This window comes from Lysobacter arenosi (genome assembly GCF_016613475.2).
Taxonomy (GTDB): domain Bacteria; phylum Pseudomonadota; class Gammaproteobacteria; order Xanthomonadales; family Xanthomonadaceae; genus Lysobacter_J; species Lysobacter_J arenosi.
In genome coordinates, this window is sequence record NZ_CP071517.1 from 2621119 (window position 1) to 2647026 (window position 25908).

Below are 25908 nucleotides of genomic sequence, written 5' to 3' on the forward strand. Positions count from 1 at the left end.
GCTGGCCAGTGTCGGCCATCCACGGTCGAACAGACAAACAGCCGGGGTGAGGCCACCCCGGCTGCGTCAAAGCACTCAGCGTGTCACGCGCGTTCCGGCAGCACCCAGTCCGGCCGGATGAAATGGCAGGTGTAGCCCTCGGGGTAGCGCTCCAGGTAATCCTGGTGCTCCGGCTCCGCTTCCCAGAAGGGTCCGGCCGGGGCGACTTCGGTGACGGCCTTGCCCGGCCACAGCCCGGAAGCGTCGACATCGGCGATGGTGTTTTCCGCCGTCTTCTTCTGCTCTTCGCTGGTGTAGAAGATCGCCGAGCGGTAGCTCAGGCCGAGGTCGTTGCCCTGCCGATTCTTGGTGCTCGGATCGTGGATCTGGAAGAACAGTTCCAGGATCTTGCGATAGCTGATCACCGCCGGATCGAACACCAGCTCGATGGCCTCGGCATGGGTGCCGTGGTTGCGATAAGTGGCATTGGGGACATCGCCTCCGCTGTATCCGACGCGCGTGGACACGATGCCGGGATAGCGACGCAGCAGGTCCTGCATTCCCCAGAAGCAGCCGCCGGCCAGGATGGCGGTCTCGGTTGCAGTGGTCATATCGGTACTCTCCAAGTGTTCAATCTATGTTAATCGCATGCGTGTTGATCGGACGCGATGTACAAGATGGAGCCGGTGCGGTCGAATTCAATGGTCCCCCGGCGATGCCGCCGGGGTCGGGTCGACTCCAGCGCCGAATATACCACGCTAGCGATTGCATCGCATACGTGATACGATCCGGCCATCGATTCGGAGGCATCCATGAAAGCCAAACAGAATGAACGGGCCGCGGACCGGAAGCTGTCCGAGTTCCTGTGCTTCGCCGTCTACTCGGCCAACCTCGCCTTCGGCAAGGCGTACCGGCCCATCCTCGACGCGCTCGGCCTCACCTACACCCAGTACGTCACGCTCGTGGCGCTGTGGGAGCAGGACGACCAGACCGTCAGCGGGCTGGGCGAGAAGCTGTTCCTGGAGTCCAACACGCTCACGCCCATCCTGAAGAAGCTCGAGGCGATGGGCTTCGTCGAGCGCGCGCGCGACCCCGCCGACGAGCGCCAGGTCCGCGTTCGCGTGACCCGCGCCGGCCAGCGCCTGCGCGAGCGGGCCGATGTCGACCTCGGCAATGCGACCGGCCTGACCGCGAAGGACTTCAACCGGCTGCAGAAGGAAATCGTCACGCTGCGCAACAACGTGCTGCACGCCACCGAACAACGCGACGCGTAATCCTGATTCTCACCGCAAGGTCCTGAAGCCGGCGCGGACTTCCTTGCAGAACAGCTCGGGCTGTTCCCATGACGGGAAGTGGCCGCCCCGGTCAAGGCGGTTGTAGTGGACGAGCTTCGGATAGGCCTGCTCGCACCAGCTCCTTGGCGCCTGGTAGAGCTCGTCGGGAAAGGCACTGACCGCCACCGGCAGCGTCACGCCCTTCACGCTGAAGTACGCCGTCTTGTTCTCCCAGTACAGGCGCGCCGCGGACAGGACGGTGCCGGTCAGCCAGAACAGCGTGACGCTGTCGAGCACATCATCCGGCGTCAGCCCTTCCGGATGGCCGTCGATGGAGCGCGCGATCATTTCGTAGCTCTTCGGATACAGATCGATCAGGTAGGCCGCCAGTCCGATCGGCGAATCGGCGAGACCGGTCATTGTCTGCGGCCGGTCACCATTCATTCGCGCGTAGCCGATGTGCCGGTAGGCGAAGGCGAGCTGCTCAAACGCGCGCAATTCTTCTTCGGACAGTCCGGCCGGTGGCGGCTCGCCGCGCGAGGCCGCGGCATCGATGTGCGCCGGCACCGCGCCCGCCATGTTGGTGTGTATGCCGGCCAGGCCGGACGGATGCTTCGCCGCCATCAGGTCGACGACTATCGCGCCCCAGTCGGTGCCCGAAGCGACCCAGCGACGGTAGCCGAGCCGGTCCATCAGTGCGCTGTAGGCGTCGGCAATGCGCGGCGGATTCCAGCCGGTGGCGGCAGGCCTGGCCGAGAAGCCGTAGCCCGGCATCGACGGAATCACCAGGTGGAATGCGTCGGAGGCGTCCGCGCCATGCGCCGTGGGATCGGTCAGCGGCGCGATAACCTTCATCCGCTCCACGAACGTGCCCGGCCAGCCGTGCGCCAGCAACAATGGCAGCGCGTCGTCATGCCTGGAACGCACATGGACGAAATGGAAGTCCAGTGCGTCGATGGTGGTGAGGAAGTTCGGCGCGGCATTGATGCGTGCCTCGATCCTGCGCCAGTCGTAGCCGCTCGCCCAATGCCGCGCGAGCTTGCGCATCGTGGCCAGTCTTGCGCCCTGGCTGGAGTCGTTGACCGTCTCGCCATCCGGCCATCTGGTGGTTTCGATTCGCCTGCGAAGCTCGGCCAGTTCGGCATCCGGCGCGGTAAACCGGAACGGACGGATCCCCGCGGAGGTCGTGCTCGCAAGCTGGTTCATGGCGCCTTTCCTCCGAGCGAGGGCCCCGCGGGTTCCGGCAGGAACCCGCAGGGGAGCGTCGCATTACCGCAGGGTCTTGAATCCCGCACGGATCTCTTCGGAGTAGTACTTGGGCTGCTCCCAGGCGGCAAAGTGACCGCCCTTGGGAAGCCGGTTGTAGTGCACCAGTTTCGGATACGCCTTCTCGGCCCAGCTCTTCGGCGCCTGGAACAGCTCGTCGGGGAAGGCACTGACGGCGACCGGAATGGTCACGCCCTTGACCGCGAAGAACGGAACCTTGTTCTCCCAGTACAGGCGACCGGCGGAGATCGCCGTGTTGGTCAGCCAGAACAACGTGATGTTGTCGAGCACGTCATCCGGCGTCAGCCCTTCCGGCGTGCCGTTGATCGAGCGCGCGATCATGTCGTAGCTGACCGGGTCGTGGTCGATCATGAAGGCGGCAAGGCCGACCGGTGAATCGGTCAGGCCGGTCAGCGTCTGCGGCCGGTCGCCCATCAGCAGCGCATAGCCGATGTGCCGGTAGAACTCGTGGAGCTGGTCGGCGGCCTTCTTCTCGTCGCCAGTCAGGTCCGAAGGCACCGGCTCACCGATGAAGAGTTTCTTGTCGAGGTCCGGCGGCACCACGTTGGCCATGTTGGTGTGGATGCCGACCAGTCCAGGCGGCGTCTTCAATGCCATCTGCTCGACGACTATCGCGCCCCAGTCGCCACCGGCGGCGCCCCACTTCTTGTAGCCCAGGCGCGGCATCAGCGTGTTGTAGGCGGCGGCGATCCGCACTGGATCCCAGCCGGTCGTGGTCGGCCTGGCGGAGAAGCCGTAACCGGGCATTGACGGGATCACCAGGTGGAACGCGTCCGCCTCGGTGCCGCCGTGCGCGGTGGGATCGGTCAGCGGGCCGATGATCTTCATCTGCTCGATGATCGAGCCCGGCCAGCCGTGGGCGATCAGCAGCGGGAATGCGTTCTCGTGCTTGGAGCGGATGTGCATGAAGTGGAAATCCAACCCATCGATGTTGGTGATGAAGTTGGGAACGGCGTTGATCCGCTCTTCGACCTTTCGCCAGTCGTGCTTGGTGGCCCAGTGCTGCGCGAGTTTCTGGATGGTCGCCAGCTGGACACCCTGTTTGGAATCCTTGACCGTCTCGGCATCCGGCCACCGCGTTGCCTCGATGCGCCTGCGCAGGTCGGCCAGGTCGGCATCGGATGCCTTGTAGGTGAATGGGCGCAGCTCGGCTGAACCGGTGGCCGGAGCCGCTTTCTGCTCTGCAACTTCGTTCATGGCTTCTTTCCTTTCTGAACAACCGATCAGACCCAATGGGGCGGCAGCAAGCGTGGTCGCCGTGGCGACGCACAATCTGCGTCTGGTTTGGAAAGTCGAACTTTCGGTGTCTGGCATGCAGCCTCCTTCGGCGTGCAGTTACCCGCCACGTGGAGCTGGCTCCACGCGAAGTCCCAATGCTCGGAATTTCCCGCTTCAATGCGGACGTGGCCATAAGGCAATGCACCGGCCTTCCGCGAGCGTCCTGCTCGCAGATTCATTTCGTCCATCAGGGCGCGCGTACTCCGTACGCGACACGTGGGCGCAAGGCCCCGGAAGCTGTGCGGCTCACCGTGTCCAAGGCAACCGTTGCGGTTGCCAGGTGACCGTCTTCTTCGTGTCTGCCGCCATCAGTTCTACGCCGCGGCCATTACGTCCGCAAGTCCCTATGCGTGCTTGCTTTTTCGGCAGATCGCGTCGGCGCGCTCCCGCCTTGTTGGCCTGAAACTTGTCAGGCCGTCGTCGTGCCGGTCAGTTGCGCGCACGCAGCTGCGTGCCCAGTTGCTCGATCGCCGTGACCGCGGTTGCCAGACCGTTCTCCTCGCGCATGCGTGCACCCAGTTCACGGGCACGCTCGCGCACCGGTGCAGCCAATGCCTCATCGATGCGCCGCGAAAGAACATCGGCGGCAATGTCGCGGCCCTTGACCGCATCGGGAGCGACGCCGCGTCGTTTCATCTGCGCCGCCCAGAAGAACTGGTCGCCGGCAAACGGCACCACGACCGACGGAATGCCCGCGCGACATGCCGAATGCGAAGTTCCCGAACCACCGTGGTGGATCGCCAGTGCGGTACGCGGCAGCAGCCAGTCGTGCGCGGTCTCGCCAACCACCAGCACGTTGTCCGGGAGATCGCTGGTATCCACGCCGCTCCAGCCGGGATAGAACAGCGCGCGCCGGCCGCGCAGCCCTGCAGTCAACGCCTGCTTCAGGCGCGAGGTGTCGAAGCCGGTCATGCTGCCGAAGCCGATGTACACCGGTGCTTCGCCTGCGGCGAGGAAGTCCTGCAACTCGCGCGGCGGCGTCCAGTCCGGCGATGGCAACAGCCACTGGCCGCAGGCCAATGTATTGGACGGCCAGTCATCCGGTTTCGACAGCAACGACGGCGACACACCGTAAAGCATCGGATGGCCTTCCCACATGCGCTTGCGGGGCGGCAGGCCACCGACCTGCGTAAGCGCGGCGTTGGTCGAACCCTTGAAGGCCCGCCACATCATCGCGCTGACGAAATTGTGGCTGGCGCGATTGAGGAAGCCGGGCACCAGCGACGGCGGCAGGAACGGCGATGGAAACGCGCGCGTCGGCGACAGCGGGATCATGCCGGCGCCGATCACCGGCATCCGCAGGCAGTCACCGGCGGCCAGTCCGACGAATGCAGCCAGGCCGGACACAAGCAACACGTCCGCGCCCCTGCCCTCATCGAGGATCGTGCGCAGCCACGATGCGGCGTGGGCATTGGCGATCGCAGCCAGGGCCTTGGCGGTGGCATTGAGGTCGCTGCTGCCACCAACCACGGTGCCGATGCCCTGGCCGGGTTCGAGCGCGCCGCGGATGTCACCTGCCAGGGCCTTGCTGGGCACCCCCAGCGCATGCGCGCTGCCGAGTGTTCCGGCATCTGCGAGCAGCAGCGTGTCATGGCCGGCGCTGCGCAGTGCGTGGCACAACGCGGCCAACGGGCGGGTATCGCCCTCGGTGCCATAGGTGGCGGCAACGATCTTCACGCAGCGATCTCCTCAGGCTGCACGGTCGGGGGTCTGCGCGCCAATGATCGCACCACCTCCCGCGCGTGCGCGACGATGGCGGCGCGCGACGACGGTCACGTTTATGCTCTGCGCACGCCGGAGGGGAGATCCCGGCGACATCGACGATCAACAGGGGGAATCCAGATGCAGGCATGGAGGATGGCGGCTGTGTGCGCCACGATGGGCTTGGCAACGGGCTGCGCTTCGCTACCGGACGCGCGGGTCAACTACTACCTGCCGCGAGCGGAGGTCGTGCTCAAGGTGGAGCGTTATGTCACCTGCAAAAACGACAGGTTGCGCATGTGGCCGATGGCGACGCTGTCCGCCGCCTACTCGGCCGATCCGGCGCGCGGACCGATGCAGTTGGACCTTGCGGAGCTGGACCGCTGGTATGCCGGATCGGAGCTGGCGATAGCGCTCACCGCGGACGGTCGGCTGTCGTCCATAAACAGCACCAACCAGGGCGATGGCCAGGCCTGGGCGAAGACTGCGGCGTCGGTGGCGGGACTGGCGATTTCGCTGGGCACGGTGCCCGCACTACCGGTGGCGAAGATCGGCGGCCCGCTGGCGACCGAAGGCGAGGAAGCCCAGGCTCGCCGCCTGCTTTGTGGCCTTGCGAAGGACGCGACGGAGGGCGTGGCCGTGTTCCCGTATCAGGCGCGGTTGCAGTTCGACGATCCCATGGACAAGGGCGTGGTCGATGACAACTTCCCGGTCTATGAGTATCCGCGCAGGACCTGGCGCCTGGAGCCCGCGTTCGACGACACGTGGGCCGAGCGCGCGCTGGCAACGCTGGCAGGCGAGATGCACGCTTCCGCGCATCCCGAGAGCACTCAGGCGCCGACGGCGGCGTTGAGCGTGTGCACGGCAAAGGAAGGTGCGCGCTGCCCGGACTATCCGGTGATCCGCGCACGCATGCCCGTGCGATACGCAGTTCGACTGCTGGAGAAGGACCGCGAGCGTTCCGTCGGCGTGGTTGCGGTACCGCAGGCCGGGCGGATCTATGACCTGCCGCTGCCCGCTCCTCGCCTGTTCGGCAAGCAGACCGCGGGACTCGCCTTCGCCGCCGACGGCAGCCTTACCGGTATCAGTTACGGCAGTACCGGCGGCGCCGCCGCGATGGCCGAAGGCGGCACGTCACTGGCCGGGAGCGTCACCCAGACGTCGGCCGAAGACGCCGAGCGCATGAACGAGCAGGCGGACGAGATCGCCAGCCGGGCGCGCCTCGAGCGCTGCCTCAACGACCCGGCCACGTGCCAACTCAGGTGACAAGCCTCGCCAGCGCGTCGGTGATCACCCGGCGCGCTGGATTTGAGCGAGGCGTTGTTATCCCAGGACCACCATCGCCCACAGGCCGATGACGGCAAGGAAATTGATGGTGAAGACGGCGCCACGGAGGCGGATGTTGGTGGTCAGGATCTGGACGAGGCTATGCAGCACGCGCCCGCCGACAAAGATCCATGCCAGCGCCAGCGCGTCGTCAGCCGCATCCGACTGCATCAGGATGATGCAGGCTGCGTAGAACAACAGCGGCCATTCGAACTGGTTGGACAGATTGGCGCTGATGCGCGGTTCGATGCGTGCCCACGGATTGCCGCCATCGGCGCGACGGCCAATACCCCAGATCGCAGGCGCGCGCGCCACGGTAAGCAGCACATACAGAAAGGCGGCCAGCGCAACGTGCGCCGCCATGGGCAGGATCAGCGGATGCGACATCGTGGCCCCGGAGTCGAACGGACAGCGGCCATGCTGCCTGCTTCAAATCGGGGCCACAAGCGCACTCACAGGCGAACTCAGACAGTGACTCTGACAGCCACGTCGATATTGCCGTGGGTGGCCTTCGAGTAAGGACAGATCTCGTGCCCCCTGTGCGCGAGCGCTTCGGCATCCGCCTGCGACATGCCCGGCAGGATGACGTTGAAGCGGGCCTCGATGAAGTAGGCGTCGCCGGTCTGGCCCAGGTCGATCTCGATCTCCACGGCCAGGCCATCGGGCAGCTTGAGCTTCTTCTCCTGTGCCGCAACGCCGATCGCTGAGTGGTAACAGGCCGACCAGGCACCAGCGAACAACTGCTCCGCCGTGGGATGCGCCAGCACGGCATCGAACGACTGTTCCTGGCTGGTGCCGGAGCCCGACGCCGAGGTCTTGATGTCGATGCGACCATGACCGCCGCGCGCCGCGCCATCGCGAGCGCTGGCGGCAGTGTGGGTTTTGCCTGTGAACAGGACTTTCTCGATCTTGGACATGGGGAGATTCCTCTTCGTGCCGGGAGGGTCGACCCGCGACACTACGTCCAGCCCTCACAGGCACAGACGCCACTGCGCTGTGCGCACGAGCTCACAGCGAAGATGCCGGTTCGTCGAGATGCACCTGTTCCGTAGGTGGAACTCTGGCGTGGGTAGGCCGGGGGAACGCGCGAATGCGTCCATGGCCTTGGATCAATGCCACCGGAGCCGGTGGTTGCCAGGCAGCTGTCCAGTGCCTGCTCATCCATTCTTCTACGCCGCGGCGGGGAGTGTCGCAACTCCCGTTCGTCAGCCGCCCCGTGCGCGTTGACTACGACTTGTGCGCGAGCGGATCGGGGTGGTGGACATGCGGAATTTCGATGGCCCCGGACAGGTAACCGTCGAGCCAGTCCTTGAAGTAGGTATCGGCGATCAGCGCCTGCTTGTCGGGCGTGAGCGTGTGGTCGTCAAGGATCGCGCCGTAGTAACTGGCCGCAGGGTCGGCGATCACCGGCCGGTCGTCCTGGTAGCTGTACATGACCCACTGAACGAGTTCGCACAGCCGATAGGTCTCCGGTCCGGCGATCTCGATGGTGGCATTCGACGGTCGCGCGACCACCAGGTCGGCAAGCCGCACGGCCACGTCGTCCGCGGCCACGGGCTGCACCAGCGCAGGCGACAGGTGGACGATGTCCTTGCCACTGCCAGGCGGAATGATGTTGGCCATGAACTCGAAGAACTGCGTCGCCTGCACCAGCGAATGCGGCACGCCCGAACGTTTCACCAGACGCTCCTGTGCGTCCTTGGCGCGGAAGTAGCCGCTGGTCTGCAGGCGTTGCGTGCCGACCACCGAAAGCGCCAGGTAATGCGAGACGCCGGCACGCTCGGCGGCGGCAAGCAGCCGCTCGCTCGAACGCGTGAAGAATTCCGTCACCTCCGGCTCGTCGAACGAGGGCGCATTGGTGACGTCGACGACGACATCCGCACCGTCCAGCGCCGACTGCAATCCTTCGCCGGTGACGGTGTTGACGCCGGACCGGCGGGAGGCGGCCAGCACGTCGTATCCGCGACTCTTCAGCCGGGCGACGAGCTTGGATCCGACGAGGCCATGGCCGCCGGCCACTACGATTTTCATTGCGCCGATTCCTTCTGTAGCCGGCTTCGCGGCCGGCTACAGAAGACCCGCTTTCGTGCCGCGCCGGTAGACCGGGGGGCGGACACCCCGTGTTGCCCCATTGGCAACAATGCCGGACGAAGCTGGCAAGGGGATGTCCAGCCTCCTGCTCCGAGCGGCATCGCATGGCGCGACCGCGGGCCCCGATCGACGGCAGTGCGTGACGAGCATCACGCTCGACAGTCGCCCTGCCAGCGCCGTGAGAAAAAGTCTCGTCATGTAGAAGGCTACGCGCAGCTTTGCATGTACGGGCCGAGGCATACTTTCGCCGCTGCGTGGCTCCCGGATTCGTGCCGGGACGCTCTTGGGGAGCGCGATCGCGGCTTGATCGCGAGACGGTCGCAATGACCGCTGGCATGGATGAATCAACTACTTGGGGAAGCAATGAAGAAGGAACTCGTACTGGCTGCTTTGCTGGCAGCGGCACCGTTTACCGCGTTTGCCGGCTCGTTGAACTACTCGTATGTCGAAGGCGGTTACGCGCACCTGGCACAGGACGATGTTTTCTCGTTCCGGAGAGCGAGATTCCTCTCCGCGCGCCCCGAGGACGTGAAGAGCGACGGCTTCTTCGGCGCCGTCTCGGTGGCGGTGGGGGAGTCGTTCTACGGTTTCGGCAGTGTCCGCCGAGGCACCGACACCGTGGAGGTGCAGGTCTACGACACATTCATGGGACGCGTTTCGTATACGTACGACGCTGACGTTACCGTGACGCGGCTCAACCTGGGTGCCGGTTATCACTACGGACTGTCGGACAGCACCGACCTGCTGGCCGAGGTCTCGGCGATCGATACCGACCTGGACATCGAAGACGAGAGCGAAGACGACGGCGGCTACCCGAATGGCTTCGGTGGTCGTGTTTCGGTCGGCGTGCGCTCGGCATTGACTGATGCGTTCGAGATCTGGGGCAAGGGCAACTACACCAGCGGAGAGTTCTACGACTCCGAGCTCAGCGCCAGCGTTGGCATGCAGTACCGCTTCGGCCCGACCTGGGGCATCACCGGCGAAATCGAAAGCGGTAGCAGCTACTCGCAGTACACGCTCGGCGTTCGCGCCAGCTTCTGATCTGCTCCTGGGCCCGGGCGCATCGCGCTCGGGCTTTCCAGGACCGCCAGGTCACTTCGGCTTGGAGTACCAGAGCGCGTTGACGATGATCCAGCGGTCGTCGAACTTGCCCATGTGGAAGAAGTCGACGAACCACGGGGTTTCCGCGCGCACGGCCGCGGTATTGCCGGCAACGTCCAGCACCGTGCAGGAGCGTTTCCATTGCTCCTTCGGCGTCTTCAGCGCGCCCTGTCGCGTCAGCTCGACCAGTTCTTCCTTGCTCATGCGCCGCAGGCCCAGACGCTCGTCGGGGGTATCACCCAGCACGCGACGCTTGGCGAGGTCGGGGTGCAGCGCGCGGGCGACGCGTTTCGGATCGCCCTCGAGCTGCCCGTCGACATAGTCGAAGCACGTCGCCTCGATCGCGGCGCGGGTGGTCGGGTCAATTGCGACGGGCGATGCGGCAGGCGACACGGCGGTCGCTGCCGTTGCTGCCGTTGCTGCGGCAAGCACCAGGCTCATCATGGACACACACTGCTCCTTTTCTGCGGGGGAGGGACGCCGCCGGAGCCTAGCGCCTCCTGCTGCCCGCAGAGAAGTGCGACTCGGCACGGTCGGCCGGACCAGCGTCCGGCCAACACGGCCAAGGGGTCAGAACGAGTCCGCGGGAACCCTGACCGCGCCTTCCATCAGCACGCGCGCACTGCGGCTCATGACCGCCTTGGTGACCGTCCACTCGCCGTCGACCAGCTTGGCCTGCGCGCCGACGCGCAGCGTTCCCGACGGATGACCGAAGCGCACCGCATCGGGTTCACCACCGCCGGCGGCGATGTTGACCAGGGTACCGGGGACGGAAGCTGCGGTGCCGATCGCCACCGATGCGGTACCCATCATCGCGTGGTGCAGCTTGCCCATCGACATCGCACGCACGTGCAGGTCGATGTCGGACGCGGCGATGTGCTTGCCGCTGGATGCGACGTAGTCCTGGGCCGGAGCAACGATCGCGACCTTGGGCGAGTGCTGGCGGGTGGCGGCTTCCTCGATGCTCTTGATCAGCCCCATGCGCAGCGCGCCATGTGCGCGGATCGCTTCGAAGCGCGCCAGCGCCTTCGGGTCGTCGTTGAAAGTCGGCTGCAGCTCGGTGCCGGTGTAACCCAGGTCGGCGGCGTTGACGAAGATGGTCGGGATGCCGGCGGTGATCATCGTCACCTTGAACGTGCCGACACCCGGGACTTCCAGGTCGTCGACAAGATTCCCGGTCGGGAACATCGAACCGCCGTCGCTGTCGTCGGCCGGATCCAGGAACTCCAGCGCGATCTCGGCTGCCGGGAAGGTCACGCCGTCGAGTTCGAAATCGCCGGTTTCCTGCACCTCTGGCCGTTGCTCATCGGCACGTGCGCGATGATGGTCTTGCCGATGTTCGCCTGCCAGATCCGCACCACGGCGATGCCGTCGGCGGGCACGCGGCTGGCATCGACCAGGCCGGCGCTGATTGCGAACGGACCAACAGCGGAGCTGAGGTTGCCGCAGTTGCCGCTCCAGTCGACGAAGGGCTTGTCGATCAGGACCTGGCCATAGAGGTAGTCGACGTCATGGTCGGGCACCGATGCCCTGGAAATGATCACGCACTTGCTGGTGCTGGACGTCGCGCCGCCCATGCCATCGGTGTGCTTGCCGTAGGGATCGGGCGAGCCGATCACGCGCATCAGCAGTGCATCGCGCTTCGGGCCGGGGACCTGCGCCACTTCGGGCAGGTCCTGCAGGCGGAAGAACACGCCCTTGCTGGTGCCGCCACGCATGTAGGTGGCGGGGATGCGGATCTGGGGGAGATGGGACATTGGAATTCCGTCGGCCTTGGTGCGATCAGGGATTGTCAGGGAGCGGGTTCGTCTGGAATCTCGGCTTCGATCAGCTGCGCCAGCAGCGTCAGCGATTCCTGCCAGCCCAGGTAGCAGAACTCGACCGGGATCATCGCCGGGATGCCTTCCTGCACGATGTTGACCTCGGTGCCGCAGACGACCGTCTTCAACTGCACGGTGACCTGCATCTGCCCGGGCATGTTCGGGTCTTCGAACTCGTCGACATAGCGCAGCAGCTCGCCGGGCACCAGCTCCAGGTACTTGCCACCGAACGAATGGCTCTTGCCGGTGGCGAAGTTGGTGAACGACATGCGGTAGCTGCCGCCGACCTTGGCATCCATCTGATGCACCTTGCCGGTGAAACCGTGCGGCGGCAGCCACTTCGCCATCGCATCGGGATCGAGGAACGCACGATAGATGCGTTCGGCGGGCGCACGAAGCACACGGTGGAGACGCACGGTTCCGGTAGCTGCTGACATTGCCTTCTCTCCTTCCTGGGGGGACTGCAGGTCGCAGGCGGCCTAGGCGGCCTGCGCGGACTCGAGGAAATCGTTGGCGAAGCGCTGCAACACGCCGCCGGCGTCGTAGATCGACACCTCCTCGGCGGTGTCGAGGCGGCAGGTCACCGGCACTTCGACGCGCTCGCCGTTGCGACGATTGATGACCAGCGTCAGCTGCGCGCGCGGAGTGCGCTCGCCGATGACGTCATAGGTCTCCGTGCCGTCGATGGCCAGCGTGGTGCGGTTGGTGCCCGGCAGGAACTCGAGCGGCAGCACGCCCATGCCGATCAGGTTGGTACGGTGAATACGCTCGAAGCCCTCGGCCGCGATCGCCTCGACGCCCGCCAGGCGCACGCCCTTGGCGGCCCAGTCGCGCGAGGAACCCTCGCCGTAGTCGGCACCGGCGATGATGATCAGCGGCTGGCGACGCTCCATGTAGGTTTCGATCGCCTCCCACATACGCGTGACCTGCCCTTCCGGCTCGATCCGCGCCAGCGATCCCTGCTTCACGTTGCCCGACTCGTCGCGCACCATCTCGTTGAGCAGCTTCGGATTGGCGAACGTGGCGCGCTGCGCCGTGAGGTGGTCGCCGCGGTGGGTCGCGTAGGAATTGAAGTCCTCTTCCGGCAGGCCCATCTTCGCCAGGTACTCGCCGGCGGCGCTGGAGGCCATGATCGCGTTCGACGGCGACAGGTGGTCGGTGGTGATGTTGTCGCCGAGCACGGCCAGCGGGCGCATGCCGCTGAGCGAGCGCTCACCGGCCAGCGCGCCTTCCCAGTACGGCGGACGACGGATGTAGGTGCTCTGCGGGCGCCAGTCGTACAGCGGGCCGACCTTCTCGCCGTGCATTTCGCTGATGCGGAACATCGGCTCGTAGACCTGGCGGAAGTGGTCCGGCTTGACGCTGCTGGCGACGATCGCGTCGATCTCCTCGTCGCTCGGCCAGATGTCCTTGAGCGTGATCGGATTGCCATCGGCGTCATGGCCGAGCGCGTCGCGCTCGATGTCGAAGCGCACGGTGCCGGCGATCGCATACGCCACCACCAGCGGCGGCGAGGCGAGGAAGGCCTGCTTGGCGTACGGATGGATGCGGCCGTCGAAGTTGCGGTTGCCCGACAACACCGCGGTCGCGTACAGGTCGCGGTCGATCACTTCCTGCTGGATCGCCGGATCCAGCGCGCCGCTCATGCCGTTGCAGGTGGTGCAGGCGAAGGCGACGATGCCGAAGCCGAGCTTCTCAAGCTCCGTCAGCAGGCCGGCTTCTTCCAGATAGAGCTGCACGGCCTTGGAACCCGGCGCCAGCGACGACTTCACCCACGGCCGGCGAACGAGTCCGCGGGCGTTGGCGTTGCGCGCGATCAGGCCGGCGGCAATCACGTTGCGCGGGTTGCTGGTGTTGGTGCAGCTGGTGATGGCGGCGATGATCACCGCGCCGTCGGGCATCTGCCCCGGCACGTCTTCCCATGCACCGGCGATGCCGCGCGCGGCCAGGTCGGAGGTCGGCAGGCGCTTGTGCGGGTTGGACGGGCCGGCCATGTTGCGCACCACCGACGACAGGTCGAACGTGAGTTCGCGTTCGTACTCGGCGGTCTCGAGCGCATCGCCCCACAGGCCGGCCTGCTTCGCGTAGGTCTCGACCAGCTTGATCTGCGCATCCTCGCGGCCGGTCAGGCGCAGGTAGTCGATGGTCTTGTCGTCGATGAAAAACATCGCCGCCGTCGCGCCGTACTCCGGCGCCATGTTGGAGATCGTCGCGCGGTCACCCAGGGTCAGCGCCGACGCGCCTTCGCCATGGAATTCCAGGTACGCGCCGACCACCTTCGATTGGCGCAGGAACTCGGTCAGCGCCAGCACGATGTCGGTGGCGGTGATGCCGGGCTGCGGCTTGCCGGTGAGGTTGACGCCGATGATGTCGGGCAGGCGCATCCACGAGGCGCGGCCGAGCATCACGCTCTCCGCTTCCAGGCCGCCGACGCCGATGGCAATGACGCCGAGTGCATCGACGTGCGGGGTGTGGCTGTCGGTGCCGACCAGCGTGTCCGGGAACGCGACGCCATCACGCGCATGCACCACCGGCGACATCCGCTCCAGGTTGATCTGATGCATGATGCCGTTGCCCGGCGGAATCACGTCGACGTTGCGGAACGCCTTCTTCGTCCAGTTGATGAAGTGGAAGCGGTCCTCGTTGCGGCGATCCTCGACGGCGCGGTTCTTGGCGAACGCGTCCTTGTCGAAGCCGCCGTACTCCACCGCCAGCGAGTGGTCGACGATCAACTGCGTCGGCACCACCGGATTGATCTGCGACGGATCACCGCCACGCTCGGCGATCGCATCGCGCAGGCCGGCCAAGTCGACCAGCGCGGTCTGGCCGAGGATGTCGTGGCAGACCACGCGTGCCGGGAACCACGGGAAATCGAGATCGCGGCGACGCTCGATCAGCTGCGTCAGGTAGGCATCGAGCATGCCCGGTTCGGCGCGACGCACCAGGTTCTCGGCATGCACGCGCGAGGTGTACGGAAGCCGGTCGTAGGCACCGGGCGCGATCGCCTCGATCGCGGCGCGTGCATCGAAGTAGTCGAGCGCGGTGCCCGGGAGCGGCTTGCGGTATTGGCTGTTCATGGCGGCTGCTGTGGTCTTGATCGGAGTGCGGCAGCGACACTCGGGCACGGACTTCGCATCGTGTGGCCATGCGGAGCCCGGTCGGGCGAGTGCGCTGGGGCCGGGGAATCCCGGCACAGGCGATTATCCCGCAATTGGCCGGGGGCCGGGTCCCAGAACTTGTCTTTGGACGTCAACTAGCCGCCGGAAAGCCCTGGCGGCCGGGCCAGTGCCTCAGCGCAGGTGCTTGCGCAGGTCGACCAGGGCCTGGTCGGCCGAATCGACGCGGATCAGGCCCATGCGCGGGTATTCGATCTCGATCGTCACGTACACCGTCAACGTCAGGATGGCGGCGAACACGAACCGGTGCAGCCAGCTGCGATCGGGGTTGACCGAAGTGGCGTATCCGACGAGGAGCCCGGCGATGAGGCACAAGCCGGCCAGCAGCCAGTAGATGATGCGCGGCGGATGGTTGCGGGTCGCCGCGACGCGGGTATCGGTGATGTCGAACATCTCGTTCAGCGAGTTGATCACCAGCGCCGTCGCCGGCGGCGACGCATCCGGGCGACGGGTCGCGTGCACGGCCTTGCGCCAGATTTCGTCCTGCAGTGCCGAACCCTGGTCCAGTTCCTGCTGCGTGTACTCGCGGTTCTCGGCGTCGCGGTAGGTCGCCAGGCGCACGTCCAGGTAGCGACGGAACAGCGCGCGCAGTTCCGGCTGCGCTTCGTCAGGCAGCAGGTCGAGCCGCTGGTAGGCCGTGCCGATGGTGTTGGCTTCCTCGGCCACCAGGTGGCGGCGATCGTCGAAGCGGGATGCCGCGCCGAAGAAGGTGAAGGCGATCAGCAGCGCGAGCAGGCCGAACACGGCGCCCTCGGCAGCATCGGCGCCCTTGGTCAGCCCGCGGTTCTCGCGGGCGAGGTGGGATCGTCCCAGCCGTCGCCCCAGCTCGATGAACAACACGATCCCCGCGAACAGGCCGGCCGAGAACAGCAGTACCTGCACTGCGAAGCTCACGCTCGTCGCTCCACGGCGCCAGGTGCCGGCGCTCGGCCATGCAGTCTTGGCGAGCCGCCATTAGGCGGTCGTGAAGCCGTGAAACCGGGCGACTCAGTCCGCGACGTGGACCACCAGCTTGCCGAAGTTCTTGCCTTCGAGCAGGCCCATGAAGGCCGCTGGCGCGTTCTCCAGCCCGTCGACGATGTCCTCGCGCAGCTTCACCTTGCCGGCCGCGACCCAGGCGCTCATCTCGCGGTAGAACGGCGCGAAGCCATCGGCGTAGTGGTCCAGGATGATGAAGCCCTGCAGACGGATGCGCTTGCGCAGCACCAGGCCCAGCAACAACGGCAGGCGATCGGGCCCAGCGGGCAGCTTCTGGTCGTTGTAATGGGCGATCAGTCCGCACACCGGCACGCGCGCGCCCTCGTTGAGCAGCGGCAGCACGGCATCGAGCACTGCGCCGCCGACGTTCTCGAAGTAGACGTCGATGCCGTCCTTGCAGGCTTCGGCGAGTTTCTGCGCGAACTGCGGGTCGTTGCGATCGATGCAGGCATCGAAGCCGAGTTCGTCGAGCACGTAGCGGCACTTGTCGGCGCCACCGGCCACGCCGACCACGCGCGCGCCCTTGATCCGGGCGATCTGCCCGACCACCGCGCCAACCGCGCCACTGGCCGCGGCAACTACCACGGTCTCGCCGGGCTTCGGCTCGCCGATGTTCAACAGGCCGTGGTACGCGGTGAAGCCGGGCATGCCCAGCACGCTCAATGCGAGCGAAGGATGGGCGGCGTTGCCGAGCGCCATCAGGTCGCGGCCGTTCGATACCTCGTAGTCCTGCCAGCCCGAACCGCCGAGGACGAGATCGCCTTCGGCGAACTTCGGATGGCGCGATGCAACGACGCGGCTGACGGTGCCACCGACCATCACATCGTCGATCGCGGTGGGCGGCGCATACGACGGCGCATCGCTCATCCGCCCGCGCATGTAAGGGTCGAGAGACAGATAGAGAGTTCGCAGGAGGACCTCGCCTTCTGCGGGCGTTGGCACATCGCGCTGTTCGAGGCGGAAGTCCTGCGGCGTGGGCGCGCCCTTGGGGCGCGAGGCGAGGACGATGCGGCGATTCACGTTTGCGGTCTGCGGCATGGCGGACTCCAGTGGCGATGCGACAGTGCTGTCGCGATCAGGCCCACATCTTATGCCTGCGCCGTGCCGGAAAACCCGCGACACTGTGTTGCGCGTGCGGGAACGATGCGGTGTCTCCTGCCCATCACGCAGGCATCACCGTCAGCGGCTGTAATGAGCGCCGTCCCCCAGCCGGTGTGCATCGTCATGAAATCGCTCCTGCTCCCCGTCGTCGTAGCCGTGTCGTCCCTGTGCGCATTCAGCGCGCACGCGAAGTTGCCGCTGATCAACGCGACCTGTCCTGGCAAACTGGATGTGCATGTCGACCAGGGCGGTCCGGTCTATGTCAATGGCAAGGAAGCCAAGCTCAACGCAGTCAACGAGAATTACTACGAAGCCAAGGATGCGGCGACGGGCACGACCATCTCCATCTCCATCAACCCCGATGGCTCGCCCGACGTGTCGTACACCGGCAAGAACCGCGCGAATGGCGTGTGCACGATCGCCGGCGACACGGCGGCCGCGCCCGCTGCCGCCGCACCTGCTGCTTCGTCGCGGGGCTCAAACCCGGCTTCGGAGAAGGCCTGCCTGACGGCGGTGTCGAAACAGGTCGGTGTCGCCAGCAGCAAACTGTCCGTGATCGGTTCCGAGTTCAGCCAGGCCGGCACCTCCGTATCGGTGTCCGTGCCGGGCGCGGATGCGCCCTGGTCGTGCGTGAGTGACCCGAAGGGCAGCAAGGTCTGGAACGTGATGTACACCGGATCCGAAGGCAAGTTGTAGCGGCCTTCTGCGGTGTCAGCGCGGGTCCTCATCGGGTCGCTGCTGGGCGGACTGGGGTTCGCGGCCTTTCCGGCGGTCGCGCAGGACGCGCCAGCGCCCGCCGCGGATCCTTCTTTCTTCCTGTGGACCGATACCAGCCTCACGCTGCTTGCCTACGGCAAGGGCTTCGCGGTCGATCCCGACGAGCAGTCGACCTTCACGCTCGAGCATGCGCACGAGTCGAGGATCGGCGACTTCTTCATGTTCATCGACTTCACCGATTTCCACGGCCAGCCTGCCACCGAGTCGACGTGGTACGGGGAGTTCGGACCGCGCCTGAGTTTCGGCAAGCTGCTCGACAAGGACCTCTCGCGCACCCTCTTCCGCCACAGCCTGTTCGAGATCAAGGATGTCCTGCTGGCCATGCAGTACGAGCGCGGCGAGGATCCGGACCTCGCCGAAGCCGCGCTGGTCGGACTGGGGTTGAACCTCGATGTGCGCGAGGCCGGCCCGCTCGGTGGACTGGGCAAGTTCAACTACGTGCAATTGAACATCTACGGCCGCGCGGAGCTGATCGAAGGTGCGCGCCATGGATTCCACGACGCACAGGTCACGCTGGCCGCCAGCTATCCGTTCCGGATCGGCAAGGCGACGTTCTTGGCCGATGGCTACTTCGATTGGGTGGCCGGGCTTGGCTCGGAGGACTGGAGCTACCACCTCAATCCGCAGATCTCGTGGGATGCCGGCGCCTCGATCTGGAACACACCCGGCAAGTTCTTCATCGGTGTCGAAGTGGATCTGTGGTGGAACAAGTACCAGATCGTCAACTCGCCCTTCTTCGACACCAACCAGAATGCCGTGAGCTTCATGCTCAAGTACCACCTGTAGCCTCCCGGCCTGGGCGCGTCACGCCTCGGGCGTGCCGGTGTCCTTCTTGCCCCGGTCGAGGTCATTGCGCGCATGCGTGGCGAGTGCCTGGTACTTGGCCTTGAACTCGTCGAGGGTCATTTCCTCCAGTTCCTCCAGGTCGAGCAGCGCGTTGTGCGCGCCATGGGTCGCCCGGATCAGTTCGTCGAGCTTGACCTGGATCGCCTCGGTGTCGCGGTTCTGCGTGTTCTGGATCAGGAAGACCATCAGGAAGGTGATGATGGTCGTGCCGGTGTTGATCACCAGCTGCCAGGTGTCGCTGAAGCCGAAGATCGGCCCGGTCACGATCCAGACCAGGATCAGCAGCGCAGCCAGGGCGAACACGCGTGGCCGGCCGGCGAAGTGCGCGGCGGACTTGGCGAACCGGGTGTACCAGGATTTGTGGGTGTGCATGGCAGGGCCTCGCTGGTCGGCAGACCATGGGCCGGGGTGCGTGCAGGCGCGGTCAAAGGCGAAACGGACGCTGACCGAGGGTTGGCGGCTGCCTTGCTATCGCCACAGGAGCAACGCCGCACCCGCCACGGCGAGTGCGGCGGTCCATGCGTTGCGCGGCGCGGTGCCGGTCAGCAGAGCGGGAAACATGGCAATGCCCCGGCAGACACCGTTTGCGATGGCACCGGTCGTGAGCAGCATCGTCGCCATGTGCACGGCAACTGCTGCGAGCGCGAGGGCGATCGAGCCCGAGGCGGTGATCGCGCGGGCCGGGCTGTCGCTGATGCACAGCGGTACCAGCGCCGGAACCAGCATCAGGCCGGCACCGTGGGCGGTGGCCATCAGGCAGGACCAGAGCGCGATGCCGGCATGACTGGTGCGGGCACCGATCGACTGCATGCCGGCTCCGCGCAGACAGCGGTAGGTTGCGGCGGCGATCAGCAGGCCGCCCGCCAGCACCTGGACTCGCGTGCGGTCCACCAGCATGCCGCCGTAGACGGCAGCGACCACGATCGCGATCGAGGCGAGGTGCCCGATCGCGATCGGCAGCAGCACGCGCAATGCCTGGCCACTGTCGCGCGCTTGCAACCCGCAGCCTGCGGCGAACATCCAGCCATTGACCGGGCTCAGCCCATGCAAGGCGCCGAGTCCGGCGATGGCCAGCCATGGCCACAAGGTTTCCATTTGCTCACGCCTTCGACGCGCAGCACGACGCGGCGGGTGCGGCCGTCTCGTAGCGATCGTGGTGGCGCACCCACGCCATCGGGTAGTCCATGCCGTCCTCGTCGCGGCCCTTCGGCGTGAGCTCGAGCAGGTTGTAGGTGTGCATCATCACTTCCACGCCACGACCGTAGCGCGAGTAGGTGTGAAAGACCTGTCCACCCTCGTCGCGATGGAACACGCTGATGCCCGGCGCCTCTTCGTGCGGGAACTGCTGCCGGGTGTAGTTGTAGTCGACCTTGCCGCTGGACATCTCTTCCTGGCTGAAGTTGACGCCGAAGTCATGGTTGAAGGTGGTGCCATGCGAGGACACCCACTTGAACTTCCAGCCCATGCGCTGGCGGAAGCGTCCGATCTCGGCCAGTGGCGCGCGCGAGACCGCCAGCAGCGTGACGTCACGTTGTGCCAGGTGGAGGTTGGCGCCGTCGTTGTGGTCGGCCATGAAGGAGCAACTCTTGCAGCCCTGCTCCCAGCCCGGTGCGAACATGAAGTGCTGCACCAGCAGCTGGCTGCGGCCATCGAACAGCTCTGCCAGCGTCCTTGGGCCTTCGGGCGTATCGAAGACGTAGTCCTTGTCCACACGCACCCACGGCAGTGCGCGGCGCTCACGGGCGATCTGGTCCTGCAGGCGCGTGAGTTCCTTCTCGCGTGCGAGCAGTGCCTTGCGTGCGGCGAGCCATTGTTCCTTGCCGACGACCGGGTGGTCAGCAAGGGAAAGGTCGATGGTCGATTCGTTGAGTGCGGTGTTCATGATGTTCTCCGGGGTGGCGGATGTGCGGCTGCCCAGTCGCGGAGCAAGCCGCGCCCGTCTCCGGTCGCTGGACCGGAGGTTGAATGCAGCAGGAGGGGGCGCTGTGCCGCTCGGGATCAGCGCGGCGGTCGGCGGACGGCGCGGACCTTTCCGCTCGGTCCGCCACCGCAATAGAACATTCCGGCGCCGTCCGATTCCAGGCCGCTGACGCCGGTGCCATGCGGCATCTCGAGCCGCTCGAGCACGGCGCCGGACTCGGCATCGATGCGTCGCAGTTCACTCTCGTCGCCATCCCACACGCCGTGCCACAGCTCGCCGTCGACCCAGGTCACGCCGGTGACGAACTGGTTGGACTCGATGGTGCGGATGATCGCGCCGGTGTCGGGGTTGATCTGGTGGATCTTCCGGTCGCGGTATTGGCCAACCCAGAGGCTGCCCTCGGCCCAGGCCATGCCCGAATCGCCACCGTTGCCGGGTGCAGGGATCGACGCGACCACGGCACCGGTGGACGGATCGATCTTGTCGATGCGCGCTTCGGCGATCTGGTAGAGGTGCGTACCGTCGAAGGCAGTGCCGGCATCGGCGGCGCACTCGACCGAGCGCTCAACCTCGCCGTTGGCGGGATCAAAGGCGACCACTTTCGATCCGATCGCGGTCCACACGTGGTGGCCATCGAAGGTGACGCCGGCGACGTTGCGGGCGCCTTCGAAGGGACCGTACTCGCGCACGATTTCGGCGGCGCGAGTGGGTGCCTGTGCTGACGTGCTGCTGGCTGGATTGCGGCTCATCGGGGGGCTCCTGGTGGCGCCTGTGGTGGCGCCGTGGGACCAATCTACTCAGGCGGCAGTGCGGCAGGGAGTAACAAGGTCGTCGTGAATCCAACCAGCGGTGGGGCCAGCCATCGCTGCGCCCGGGCACGGCCGATCGAGCGCACCTGCCCGGCGGCTTCGAGCTCGGCGAGTGCGCGCTGGACCGTGCGCTGGCTGTCGCCCAGCGCCAGCGCCAGGGCCGACGTGGACCAGGCCGCGCCGTCGGCGAGCAGCGCCAGCAGCGAGGCCTGCTCGCCATCTATCGGCGGCACCAGCACGACAACGCCGCGGTCGTCGGTTGGCACAAGGGTGAATCCGCGCGCACTGGCCTGGATGTCCAGCAGCGGCGCAACCAGCGACCGCAGGCGACCAACCTCGACACGCAATCGTGCGCGGTGCGTCTCGTCCGGCTGGCGCGTGCGGAACACGCGGGCGATCAGGGCGTTGCGCTCGACGTCGCCGGGCCAGTTCTCGGCGAGTGCACGCAGCAACGCGAACAGGATGGGGCGTCGCGCCAGCGGCACCCAGACGTCGCCGGCGCGCAGTCCGCGACGGCACGCGTCGACAACCAGCACGTCCGAACCCATCAGCGCCTCGATCTGCTCAAGGCGAAGCGGCTCTTCATGCCCGGCGTGGATGCGCCTGGCGGCGGCGCGGTCGAGTGCGGCGCGCGCCTCGGTCACTTCGGCCAGCAGCGCGGGGATCGCAGCGCGTTGTGCGGCAGCAAAGGCGCGATCGAGCGCCGAACGCGCGTCCGCCGTGCGCAGCGAACGCAACGCCAGTTCCGCCGTGGCCAGTTCGGTGATCGCCGCCAGCGACGGCGGCAGGCCTTTCGCGTCGAGACCGACCAGCGCGGCGCTGGCCTCGTCGAGACGACCCAGCAGAAGCAGCCGTCGTACCGCGATCAGTCGCGCCTGCAATGCATTGGCACGATCGCCGCGTGCGTCGAGCGCAGTGGCTGCCTCGGCAAGTGCGCGCGGCGAGCCACCCAGGTCGCGCATGGCCAGCGCCACCTCGGCCCCGGCGACGACGCAGCGCGCTCGCGCCAGCGCCTCACGCGTACCGAAGCCCCGTGCCGCGCGCCGCAGCAGTTCCCGCGCGCGTGGATACTCGCCCAGCTGCGCCATCGCAATGCCGCGTAGGGCGAGCGCCGGCGGGTCATCGCGCAAGGCAACGCGCTTGAGCGCACCGAGCGCGTCGCCGGCGACCAGCGCGCGCCCGGCGGCGGCAATGAGGGAGTCCATCGCGGCAGGCTACCGCGCCGTCTTGCCCTCGCGATAGCCGCTGGCGATCACTTCTTCCTGCTCTTGTTCAAGGCCACGGCGGCGCGGATGAGTGCCTTCAACGCCTTCTCGTCGATCTCGTCGCCCTCGTGGATGTCGATGGCGCGGCGGGTGTTGCCATCGAGGCTGGAGTTGAACAGCCCCGACGGGTCGTCCAGCAAAGCGCCTTGGGCGAAGGTCATCTTGACCGCCTTCTTGTACGTCTCACCGGTGCAGATGATGCCGTCATGCGACCAGGTCGGGACGCCCCGCCACTTCAGTTCCTCGACCACGTCGGGATCGGCCTGCTTGACGACGACGCGGACCCTGGCGAGCGTCTCTCCCCGCCAGTCGCCCAGCTCCCTGATCTGCGCATCGATCTGCTCGGAGACCGATCCTTCACCGACTTCCTTCGAACCGCTCTTCATGGTGGTTGTCACTCCCTCAACTGACCGCCCAATCGAAGCGCCGGGATTATAGGAACAAGGCGTGAAGGGGCCGCCTGCCCCGCCTGGCGTTCACAGAGAACGAGCGCGGGCTGGACGAAATTGGAGGCCCCGAACCGTTCCGGAGGCACCATGTCGACCACGACGACGCACGCCCACGAACGCCCGAACTCCTCGGTCTTCGCCCGGCGCCCGCTGGCGACCGGCGTGGCCGTCGGCATCGGCTCGCTATTGCCTCACTTCTTCCTGACACCGCAGGCCTCGCTCGGCTTCGCCGCGATACTCATCGCACTCATCGCCGGCATCTACTTCGGCTTCGCCGTGATGAACGGCTCCAGCCGCGACCAGATGGTGGAGTTCAACGTCGCCGGACTGTTCGCCGTCGCAGGCCTGCTCGGACTGCTGCTCTGGCCGGTGCTGGTGGCAATCGCCTACTTCGCGCACGCGGCCTGGGACTTCGCCCACCACAACCGCTCGCGCCTGTCGCTGGTCAGGATCCCGAGCTGGTACGTGCCGTGGTGCGTGGTGATCGACGTGATCGTGGGGATCGGGTTGCTGGTGATATGGAGTCGCAACGGGCTGATATGAGCATCCGTCCCTTGCATGGCCCGGTCAGGCCGGATTGCTTAGCTGCGCTTGCGCGAGCCCCCGCACGGGCGGGCCAGGCAAAGGGCGCGGGCCTTGGTTAGCGCGACTGTCCAAGATGACGTCAGGGACGCTTCCCGGGCAGACCCGCTACCCGAATGGCCGCAGCGGACGCTGTGGGGGCCCTCAATACTGTCCATCCCGGCGACGCGGCGCGGGGTGCATGGCTGCCCGTTAGCGGAACTTACGTTTGAACTGGAGCAGAGGACCCATCGAGGAATGCCCAGTGTTCTCCATGTCGTCACGGATACGACGAGCCCGGGTCGCGGCCCACCTGACCCAGGCCGAGCTTGCGCGCCGCCTGAGCGTGCAGCGCAGTGCTGTAACCCAATGGGAGCGCGAGAGCGGCACCCACCCCAGCCTGTCGCACCTGGCCCAGATCGCGTGCGAAACGCAGGTGCACTTCGAGTGGCTGGCAACCGGACGCGGTGAATGCCACGCCAGCATGGGTGCCCTGGACACCGCGGTGATCGCGCAGGACTACGCCCAGGACGAGCTGGAAAGCCGCGTCCTGCAGGGACTACGGCAGGTGCATAGTCGCGATCGCGAGGCGGCGGTGAGGATTGTCGAGATGTTCGCGAACCTGCGCTGACGCAGACGCAGACGCACACACGATCAAAGCCGACGTGATGTATTGTCGCCCACCAGCAACCCAATTGATGAATTCAACCTATTGACGCACAACGGAATAACAGACCGCAGACGGACCTACAAAATGGATGGTGTCCTGGATCCAACGGCTCGATCATCGATCATCGCCAGCATGCGGATAGTTCGGCGCATGCGTAGCCGCTTTACGCTGGACAGGACTCCGGCACGAGCCGATGGATAAGAATAGCGGAGGCATCGTCACGGGAGCGCTTCGCTTACGCGAGGCCGCTCACGCGGGATCGTCAACCGCCGCTCCGTCTCGCTCACTTCCATTCGCAAGGGAACGATCGAGCTGCAACTTAGCATTGCGCCAGACCCCCTGCCGTACGGCGGGCGCTTCCTGGTCGACGGCGTCCCATCGCGTGCGGAATTCTTCAACGGTTGCCGTCCAAGCATCCTTGGACTCTGGAGGGTCGTCCAAGAACTGCTCCAACTCTCGACGCAGCGCACCGTACTTGAGCGCCACCGTCCTGTGACGCTCCGCACTGGTGGCATAACTCAGGAAAGTCTGCAGACTGGATAGGACCACAGCCCCGATACTCAGGAGTCCGGTAGCGATCTTCAACGTCTCGCTCGGCACCTCTCCAAGGTTGGAGAACACGGTCGTCCCTACGATCGTCGTCAGAATCACCACCGGAATGCCCAGCACCTTGTGTCGCCAGCTGTCGCTAGACGACGCCTGGGCGTGGGCGATGTGGGCAAGCCTTAGCCCCTTCAACCAGTTCGTGAGTAGGTCGGTACGCATCTTCTGATCCCATGCCACAGGTGGCCGACGAGGGGGCAATATCCTGACCCCGGTGCAGGCGGCCAAGAGCGGTCGTAGGTATTTACAGGTATCACGGAAACGCGACGCTTCCTGTCACCGTCTTGTTCGGCGCACCCGGCAAATCCCATGGGGTCGCAGCAGGATCAGGGGGGCGTTGGAACAGGGCCTTGGTCGTTCCGCCGACCGACGCGTAGCATTCAAAGGCCGGGAACGGTTCGACGAGGCTCCCAGTACCGATCTTCACTGTCACCGTGTCGCCGCTCCTTTCCACAACGACGTGCACCAGCCAATCGATGTCCGGCGCCAACGGGCCAGCACAGGGATTGCCTGCGCCGCCTTCGAAGGTGAAGGTGCAGCGCGTCGCCGTCGAACTGAAATTGGTGATCTTGAGGCCACTGCTGTCTGGCGTTTGATTGCACTCGATCTCACCATCCTCGCAATCGACTTCCACCGTGCTGTCGCAGTGGTGGACAACAGAGACGGGCTGCGGCGATCCGAGGTTGACCTCCACCAGGGAGCGCGTGCGCGAGGAGGCGTTCGGCGACGATGAGAACGAGCGCTGGTCGGTGAGAAAGCAATCACTCAGCGTCGTCGGACCGGGGATCATCGTGGTTCCGCCCCCGGGCACGGGATGCGTGTATCCATCAATCTGTCGCGGTATGAAGCTGGCGATCCAGATCTTGATACTCATGGCGGCTCCTGAGAAATTTGG

The 25908-nt window shown here is 66.0% G+C and carries 27 protein-coding genes and 1 pseudogene; 7 read left to right on the top strand and 21 right to left on the bottom strand.

The features are described from left to right. Positions 1 to 83: 83 nt before the first annotated feature. Positions 84 to 590, bottom strand: coding sequence for a peptide-methionine (S)-S-oxide reductase MsrA (msrA, locus tag HIV01_RS12170; protein WP_200607456.1), 507 nt, complete (start codon positions 588 to 590; stop codon positions 84 to 86). 201 nt (positions 591 to 791) lie between these two features. On the opposite strand from msrA, the gene HIV01_RS12175 reads away from it, so the two are divergent. Continuing rightward, positions 792 to 1253 carry a MarR family winged helix-turn-helix transcriptional regulator gene (locus HIV01_RS12175; RefSeq protein WP_200607457.1) on the top strand — a complete coding sequence of 154 codons (462 nt, stop codon included), beginning with the start codon at positions 792 to 794 and terminating at the stop codon, positions 1251 to 1253. 9 nt (positions 1254 to 1262) lie between these two features. Here the strand turns inward: HIV01_RS12175 and HIV01_RS12180 are convergent, their stop codons facing one another. From HIV01_RS12180 to HIV01_RS12190, 3 genes are all read right to left on the bottom strand, one after another. After that, positions 1263 to 2459: an epoxide hydrolase family protein gene (locus tag HIV01_RS12180; RefSeq protein ID WP_200607459.1), complete on the bottom strand. Its 1197-nt coding sequence runs from the start codon at positions 2457 to 2459 to the stop codon at positions 1263 to 1265. 63 nt (positions 2460 to 2522) lie between these two features. After that, positions 2523 to 3737 carry an epoxide hydrolase family protein gene (locus tag HIV01_RS12185; protein WP_200607461.1) on the bottom strand — a complete coding sequence of 405 codons (1215 nt, stop codon included), beginning with the start codon at positions 3735 to 3737 and terminating at the stop codon, positions 2523 to 2525. 510 nt (positions 3738 to 4247) lie between these two features. Then, complete coding sequence (locus HIV01_RS12190; RefSeq protein ID WP_200607463.1) at positions 4248 to 5495, bottom strand: glycosyltransferase; 1248 nt, start codon at positions 5493 to 5495, stop codon at positions 4248 to 4250. Between the two features lie 75 nt (positions 5496 to 5570). Between HIV01_RS12190 and HIV01_RS12195 the strand changes: the two genes are divergently transcribed. Beyond that, positions 5571 to 6785 (top strand): hypothetical protein, encoded by a 1215-nt coding sequence (locus tag HIV01_RS12195; protein ID WP_207526949.1) that lies wholly within the window; start codon positions 5571 to 5573, stop codon positions 6783 to 6785. Between the two features lie 57 nt (positions 6786 to 6842). On the opposite strand, the gene HIV01_RS12200 is transcribed toward HIV01_RS12195, so the two are convergent. From HIV01_RS12200 to HIV01_RS12210, 3 genes are all read right to left on the bottom strand, one after another. Further along, positions 6843 to 7232, bottom strand: coding sequence for an MAPEG family protein (locus HIV01_RS12200; protein WP_200607467.1), 390 nt, complete (start codon positions 7230 to 7232; stop codon positions 6843 to 6845). A 77-nt stretch (positions 7233 to 7309) separates the two neighbouring features. After that, positions 7310 to 7762: an Ohr family peroxiredoxin gene (locus HIV01_RS12205; RefSeq protein WP_200607468.1), complete on the bottom strand. Its 453-nt coding sequence runs from the start codon at positions 7760 to 7762 to the stop codon at positions 7310 to 7312. Between the two features lie 310 nt (positions 7763 to 8072). Further along, a complete protein-coding gene (locus tag HIV01_RS12210; RefSeq protein ID WP_200607470.1) occupies positions 8073 to 8876 on the bottom strand; it encodes an SDR family oxidoreductase in 804 nt (267 codons plus the stop codon). A 423-nt stretch (positions 8877 to 9299) separates the two neighbouring features. Here HIV01_RS12210 and HIV01_RS12215 point away from each other — a divergent pair, with 423 nt between their 5' ends. Beyond that, positions 9300 to 9977: a hypothetical protein gene (locus tag HIV01_RS12215; RefSeq protein ID WP_200607472.1), complete on the top strand. Its 678-nt coding sequence runs from the start codon at positions 9300 to 9302 to the stop codon at positions 9975 to 9977. A gap of 51 nt (positions 9978 to 10028) precedes the next feature. Here the strand turns inward: HIV01_RS12215 and HIV01_RS12220 are convergent, their stop codons facing one another. The 6 genes and pseudogenes from HIV01_RS12220 to HIV01_RS12245 all read right to left on the bottom strand — a co-directional run bounded on the left by HIV01_RS12220 (position 10029) and on the right by HIV01_RS12245 (position 17049). Beyond that, positions 10029 to 10481, bottom strand: a complete 453-nt coding sequence (locus tag HIV01_RS12220; protein ID WP_245157001.1) for a nuclear transport factor 2 family protein — start codon at positions 10479 to 10481, stop codon at positions 10029 to 10031. 126 nt (positions 10482 to 10607) lie between these two features. Then, positions 10608 to 11794: pseudogene (gene prpF / locus HIV01_RS12225) on the bottom strand (2-methylaconitate cis-trans isomerase PrpF). Positions 11795 to 11829: 35 nt separating this feature from the next. Then, positions 11830 to 12294 carry an SRPBCC family protein gene (locus tag HIV01_RS12230; RefSeq protein WP_200607475.1) on the bottom strand — a complete coding sequence of 155 codons (465 nt, stop codon included), beginning with the start codon at positions 12292 to 12294 and terminating at the stop codon, positions 11830 to 11832. Between the two features lie 42 nt (positions 12295 to 12336). Then, positions 12337 to 14934, bottom strand: a complete 2598-nt coding sequence (gene acnD, locus HIV01_RS12235; protein WP_207526950.1) for a Fe/S-dependent 2-methylisocitrate dehydratase AcnD — start codon at positions 14932 to 14934, stop codon at positions 12337 to 12339. A 213-nt stretch (positions 14935 to 15147) separates the two neighbouring features. After that, positions 15148 to 15927, bottom strand: a complete 780-nt coding sequence (locus tag HIV01_RS12240; RefSeq protein ID WP_200607479.1) for a bestrophin-like domain — start codon at positions 15925 to 15927, stop codon at positions 15148 to 15150. A 93-nt stretch (positions 15928 to 16020) separates the two neighbouring features. Beyond that, positions 16021 to 17049 (bottom strand): NADP-dependent oxidoreductase, encoded by a 1029-nt coding sequence (locus HIV01_RS12245; RefSeq protein WP_200607481.1) that lies wholly within the window; start codon positions 17047 to 17049, stop codon positions 16021 to 16023. Positions 17050 to 17202: 153 nt separating this feature from the next. Here HIV01_RS12245 and HIV01_RS12250 point away from each other — a divergent pair, with 153 nt between their 5' ends. Further along, a complete protein-coding gene (locus HIV01_RS12250) occupies positions 17203 to 17808 on the top strand; it encodes a hypothetical protein (RefSeq protein ID WP_200607482.1) in 606 nt (201 codons plus the stop codon). Between the two features lie 12 nt (positions 17809 to 17820). Next, the gene (locus tag HIV01_RS12255) at positions 17821 to 18675 is read left to right on the top strand and encodes an outer membrane protein OmpK (protein ID WP_200607484.1); all 855 of its coding nucleotides are present in this window, start codon (positions 17821 to 17823) and stop codon (positions 18673 to 18675) included. An 18-nt stretch (positions 18676 to 18693) separates the two neighbouring features. Here HIV01_RS12255 and HIV01_RS12260 read toward each other — a convergent pair whose 3' ends face one another. The 6 genes from HIV01_RS12260 to HIV01_RS12285 form a co-directional block, all read right to left on the bottom strand. After that, positions 18694 to 19107: a low affinity iron permease family protein gene (locus HIV01_RS12260; RefSeq protein WP_200607486.1), complete on the bottom strand. Its 414-nt coding sequence runs from the start codon at positions 19105 to 19107 to the stop codon at positions 18694 to 18696. A 96-nt stretch (positions 19108 to 19203) separates the two neighbouring features. Then, on the bottom strand, positions 19204 to 19821 hold the full coding sequence (locus tag HIV01_RS12265) for a hypothetical protein (RefSeq protein ID WP_200607488.1): 618 nt from the start codon (positions 19819 to 19821) through the stop codon (positions 19204 to 19206). Between the two features lie 13 nt (positions 19822 to 19834). Then, entirely contained in the window at positions 19835 to 20617 is a 783-nt protein-coding gene (locus tag HIV01_RS12270; RefSeq protein ID WP_200607490.1) for a DUF899 domain-containing protein, read from the bottom strand. Between the two features lie 116 nt (positions 20618 to 20733). Next, entirely contained in the window at positions 20734 to 21405 is a 672-nt protein-coding gene (locus tag HIV01_RS12275) for a Vgb family protein (RefSeq protein WP_200607492.1), read from the bottom strand. A 44-nt stretch (positions 21406 to 21449) separates the two neighbouring features. After that, positions 21450 to 22670, bottom strand: a complete 1221-nt coding sequence (locus tag HIV01_RS12280) for a helix-turn-helix domain-containing protein (protein ID WP_200607494.1) — start codon at positions 22668 to 22670, stop codon at positions 21450 to 21452. Positions 22671 to 22717: 47 nt separating this feature from the next. Continuing rightward, a complete protein-coding gene (locus HIV01_RS12285; RefSeq protein WP_200607496.1) occupies positions 22718 to 23116 on the bottom strand; it encodes a DUF1801 domain-containing protein in 399 nt (132 codons plus the stop codon). 150 nt (positions 23117 to 23266) lie between these two features. Between HIV01_RS12285 and HIV01_RS12290 the strand changes: the two genes are divergently transcribed. Both HIV01_RS12290 and HIV01_RS12295 read left to right on the top strand, forming a co-directional pair. Continuing rightward, positions 23267 to 23722, top strand: coding sequence for a DUF6010 family protein (locus HIV01_RS12290; protein ID WP_200607497.1), 456 nt, complete (start codon positions 23267 to 23269; stop codon positions 23720 to 23722). 292 nt (positions 23723 to 24014) lie between these two features. After that, the gene (locus HIV01_RS12295; protein WP_245156795.1) at positions 24015 to 24371 is read left to right on the top strand and encodes a helix-turn-helix transcriptional regulator; all 357 of its coding nucleotides are present in this window, start codon (positions 24015 to 24017) and stop codon (positions 24369 to 24371) included. A gap of 288 nt (positions 24372 to 24659) precedes the next feature. Here HIV01_RS12295 and HIV01_RS12300 read toward each other — a convergent pair whose 3' ends face one another. Both HIV01_RS12300 and HIV01_RS12305 read right to left on the bottom strand, forming a co-directional pair. Continuing rightward, complete coding sequence (locus HIV01_RS12300) at positions 24660 to 25175, bottom strand: SLATT domain-containing protein (protein ID WP_200607501.1); 516 nt, start codon at positions 25173 to 25175, stop codon at positions 24660 to 24662. A gap of 91 nt (positions 25176 to 25266) precedes the next feature. Beyond that, on the bottom strand, positions 25267 to 25887 hold the full coding sequence (locus HIV01_RS12305; protein ID WP_200607503.1) for a DUF3238 domain-containing protein: 621 nt from the start codon (positions 25885 to 25887) through the stop codon (positions 25267 to 25269). Between the last annotated feature and the right edge of the window lie 21 nt (positions 25888 to 25908).

What these genes read in the sequence shown, in the direction of transcription:
- msrA (WP_200607456.1), bottom strand. Translation starts at nt 590, where the DNA reads ATGACCACTGCAACCGAGACCGCCATCCTGGCCGGCGGCTGCTTCTGG.
- HIV01_RS12175 (WP_200607457.1), top strand. Translation starts at nt 792, where the DNA reads ATGAAAGCCAAACAGAATGAACGGGCCGCGGACCGGAAGCTGTCCGAG.
- HIV01_RS12180 (WP_200607459.1), bottom strand. Translation starts at nt 2,459, where the DNA reads ATGAACCAGCTTGCGAGCACGACCTCCGCGGGGATCCGTCCGTTCCGG.
- HIV01_RS12185 (WP_200607461.1), bottom strand. Translation starts at nt 3,737, where the DNA reads ATGAACGAAGTTGCAGAGCAGAAAGCGGCTCCGGCCACCGGTTCAGCC.
- HIV01_RS12195 (WP_207526949.1), top strand. Translation starts at nt 5,571, where the DNA reads ATGGCGGCGCGCGACGACGGTCACGTTTATGCTCTGCGCACGCCGGAG.
- HIV01_RS12200 (WP_200607467.1), bottom strand. Translation starts at nt 7,232, where the DNA reads ATGTCGCATCCGCTGATCCTGCCCATGGCGGCGCACGTTGCGCTGGCC.
- HIV01_RS12205 (WP_200607468.1), bottom strand. Translation starts at nt 7,762, where the DNA reads ATGTCCAAGATCGAGAAAGTCCTGTTCACAGGCAAAACCCACACTGCC.
- HIV01_RS12210 (WP_200607470.1), bottom strand. Translation starts at nt 8,876, where the DNA reads ATGAAAATCGTAGTGGCCGGCGGCCATGGCCTCGTCGGATCCAAGCTC.
- HIV01_RS12215 (WP_200607472.1), top strand. Translation starts at nt 9,300, where the DNA reads ATGAAGAAGGAACTCGTACTGGCTGCTTTGCTGGCAGCGGCACCGTTT.
- HIV01_RS12220 (WP_245157001.1), bottom strand. Translation starts at nt 10,481, where the DNA reads ATGATGAGCCTGGTGCTTGCCGCAGCAACGGCAGCAACGGCAGCGACC.
- HIV01_RS12230 (WP_200607475.1), bottom strand. Translation starts at nt 12,294, where the DNA reads ATGTCAGCAGCTACCGGAACCGTGCGTCTCCACCGTGTGCTTCGTGCG.
- acnD (WP_207526950.1), bottom strand. Translation starts at nt 14,934, where the DNA reads ATGAACAGCCAATACCGCAAGCCGCTCCCGGGCACCGCGCTCGACTAC.
- HIV01_RS12245 (WP_200607481.1), bottom strand. Translation starts at nt 17,049, where the DNA reads ATGCCGCAGACCGCAAACGTGAATCGCCGCATCGTCCTCGCCTCGCGC.
- HIV01_RS12250 (WP_200607482.1), top strand. Translation starts at nt 17,203, where the DNA reads ATGAGCGCCGTCCCCCAGCCGGTGTGCATCGTCATGAAATCGCTCCTG.
- HIV01_RS12260 (WP_200607486.1), bottom strand. Translation starts at nt 19,107, where the DNA reads ATGCACACCCACAAATCCTGGTACACCCGGTTCGCCAAGTCCGCCGCG.
- HIV01_RS12270 (WP_200607490.1), bottom strand. Translation starts at nt 20,617, where the DNA reads ATGAACACCGCACTCAACGAATCGACCATCGACCTTTCCCTTGCTGAC.
- HIV01_RS12275 (WP_200607492.1), bottom strand. Translation starts at nt 21,405, where the DNA reads ATGAGCCGCAATCCAGCCAGCAGCACGTCAGCACAGGCACCCACTCGC.
- HIV01_RS12280 (WP_200607494.1), bottom strand. Translation starts at nt 22,670, where the DNA reads ATGGACTCCCTCATTGCCGCCGCCGGGCGCGCGCTGGTCGCCGGCGAC.
- HIV01_RS12285 (WP_200607496.1), bottom strand. Translation starts at nt 23,116, where the DNA reads ATGAAGAGCGGTTCGAAGGAAGTCGGTGAAGGATCGGTCTCCGAGCAG.
- HIV01_RS12290 (WP_200607497.1), top strand. Translation starts at nt 23,267, where the DNA reads ATGTCGACCACGACGACGCACGCCCACGAACGCCCGAACTCCTCGGTC.
- HIV01_RS12295 (WP_245156795.1), top strand. Translation starts at nt 24,015, where the DNA reads ATGTCGTCACGGATACGACGAGCCCGGGTCGCGGCCCACCTGACCCAG.
- HIV01_RS12300 (WP_200607501.1), bottom strand. Translation starts at nt 25,175, where the DNA reads ATGCGTACCGACCTACTCACGAACTGGTTGAAGGGGCTAAGGCTTGCC.
- HIV01_RS12305 (WP_200607503.1), bottom strand. Translation starts at nt 25,887, where the DNA reads ATGAGTATCAAGATCTGGATCGCCAGCTTCATACCGCGACAGATTGAT.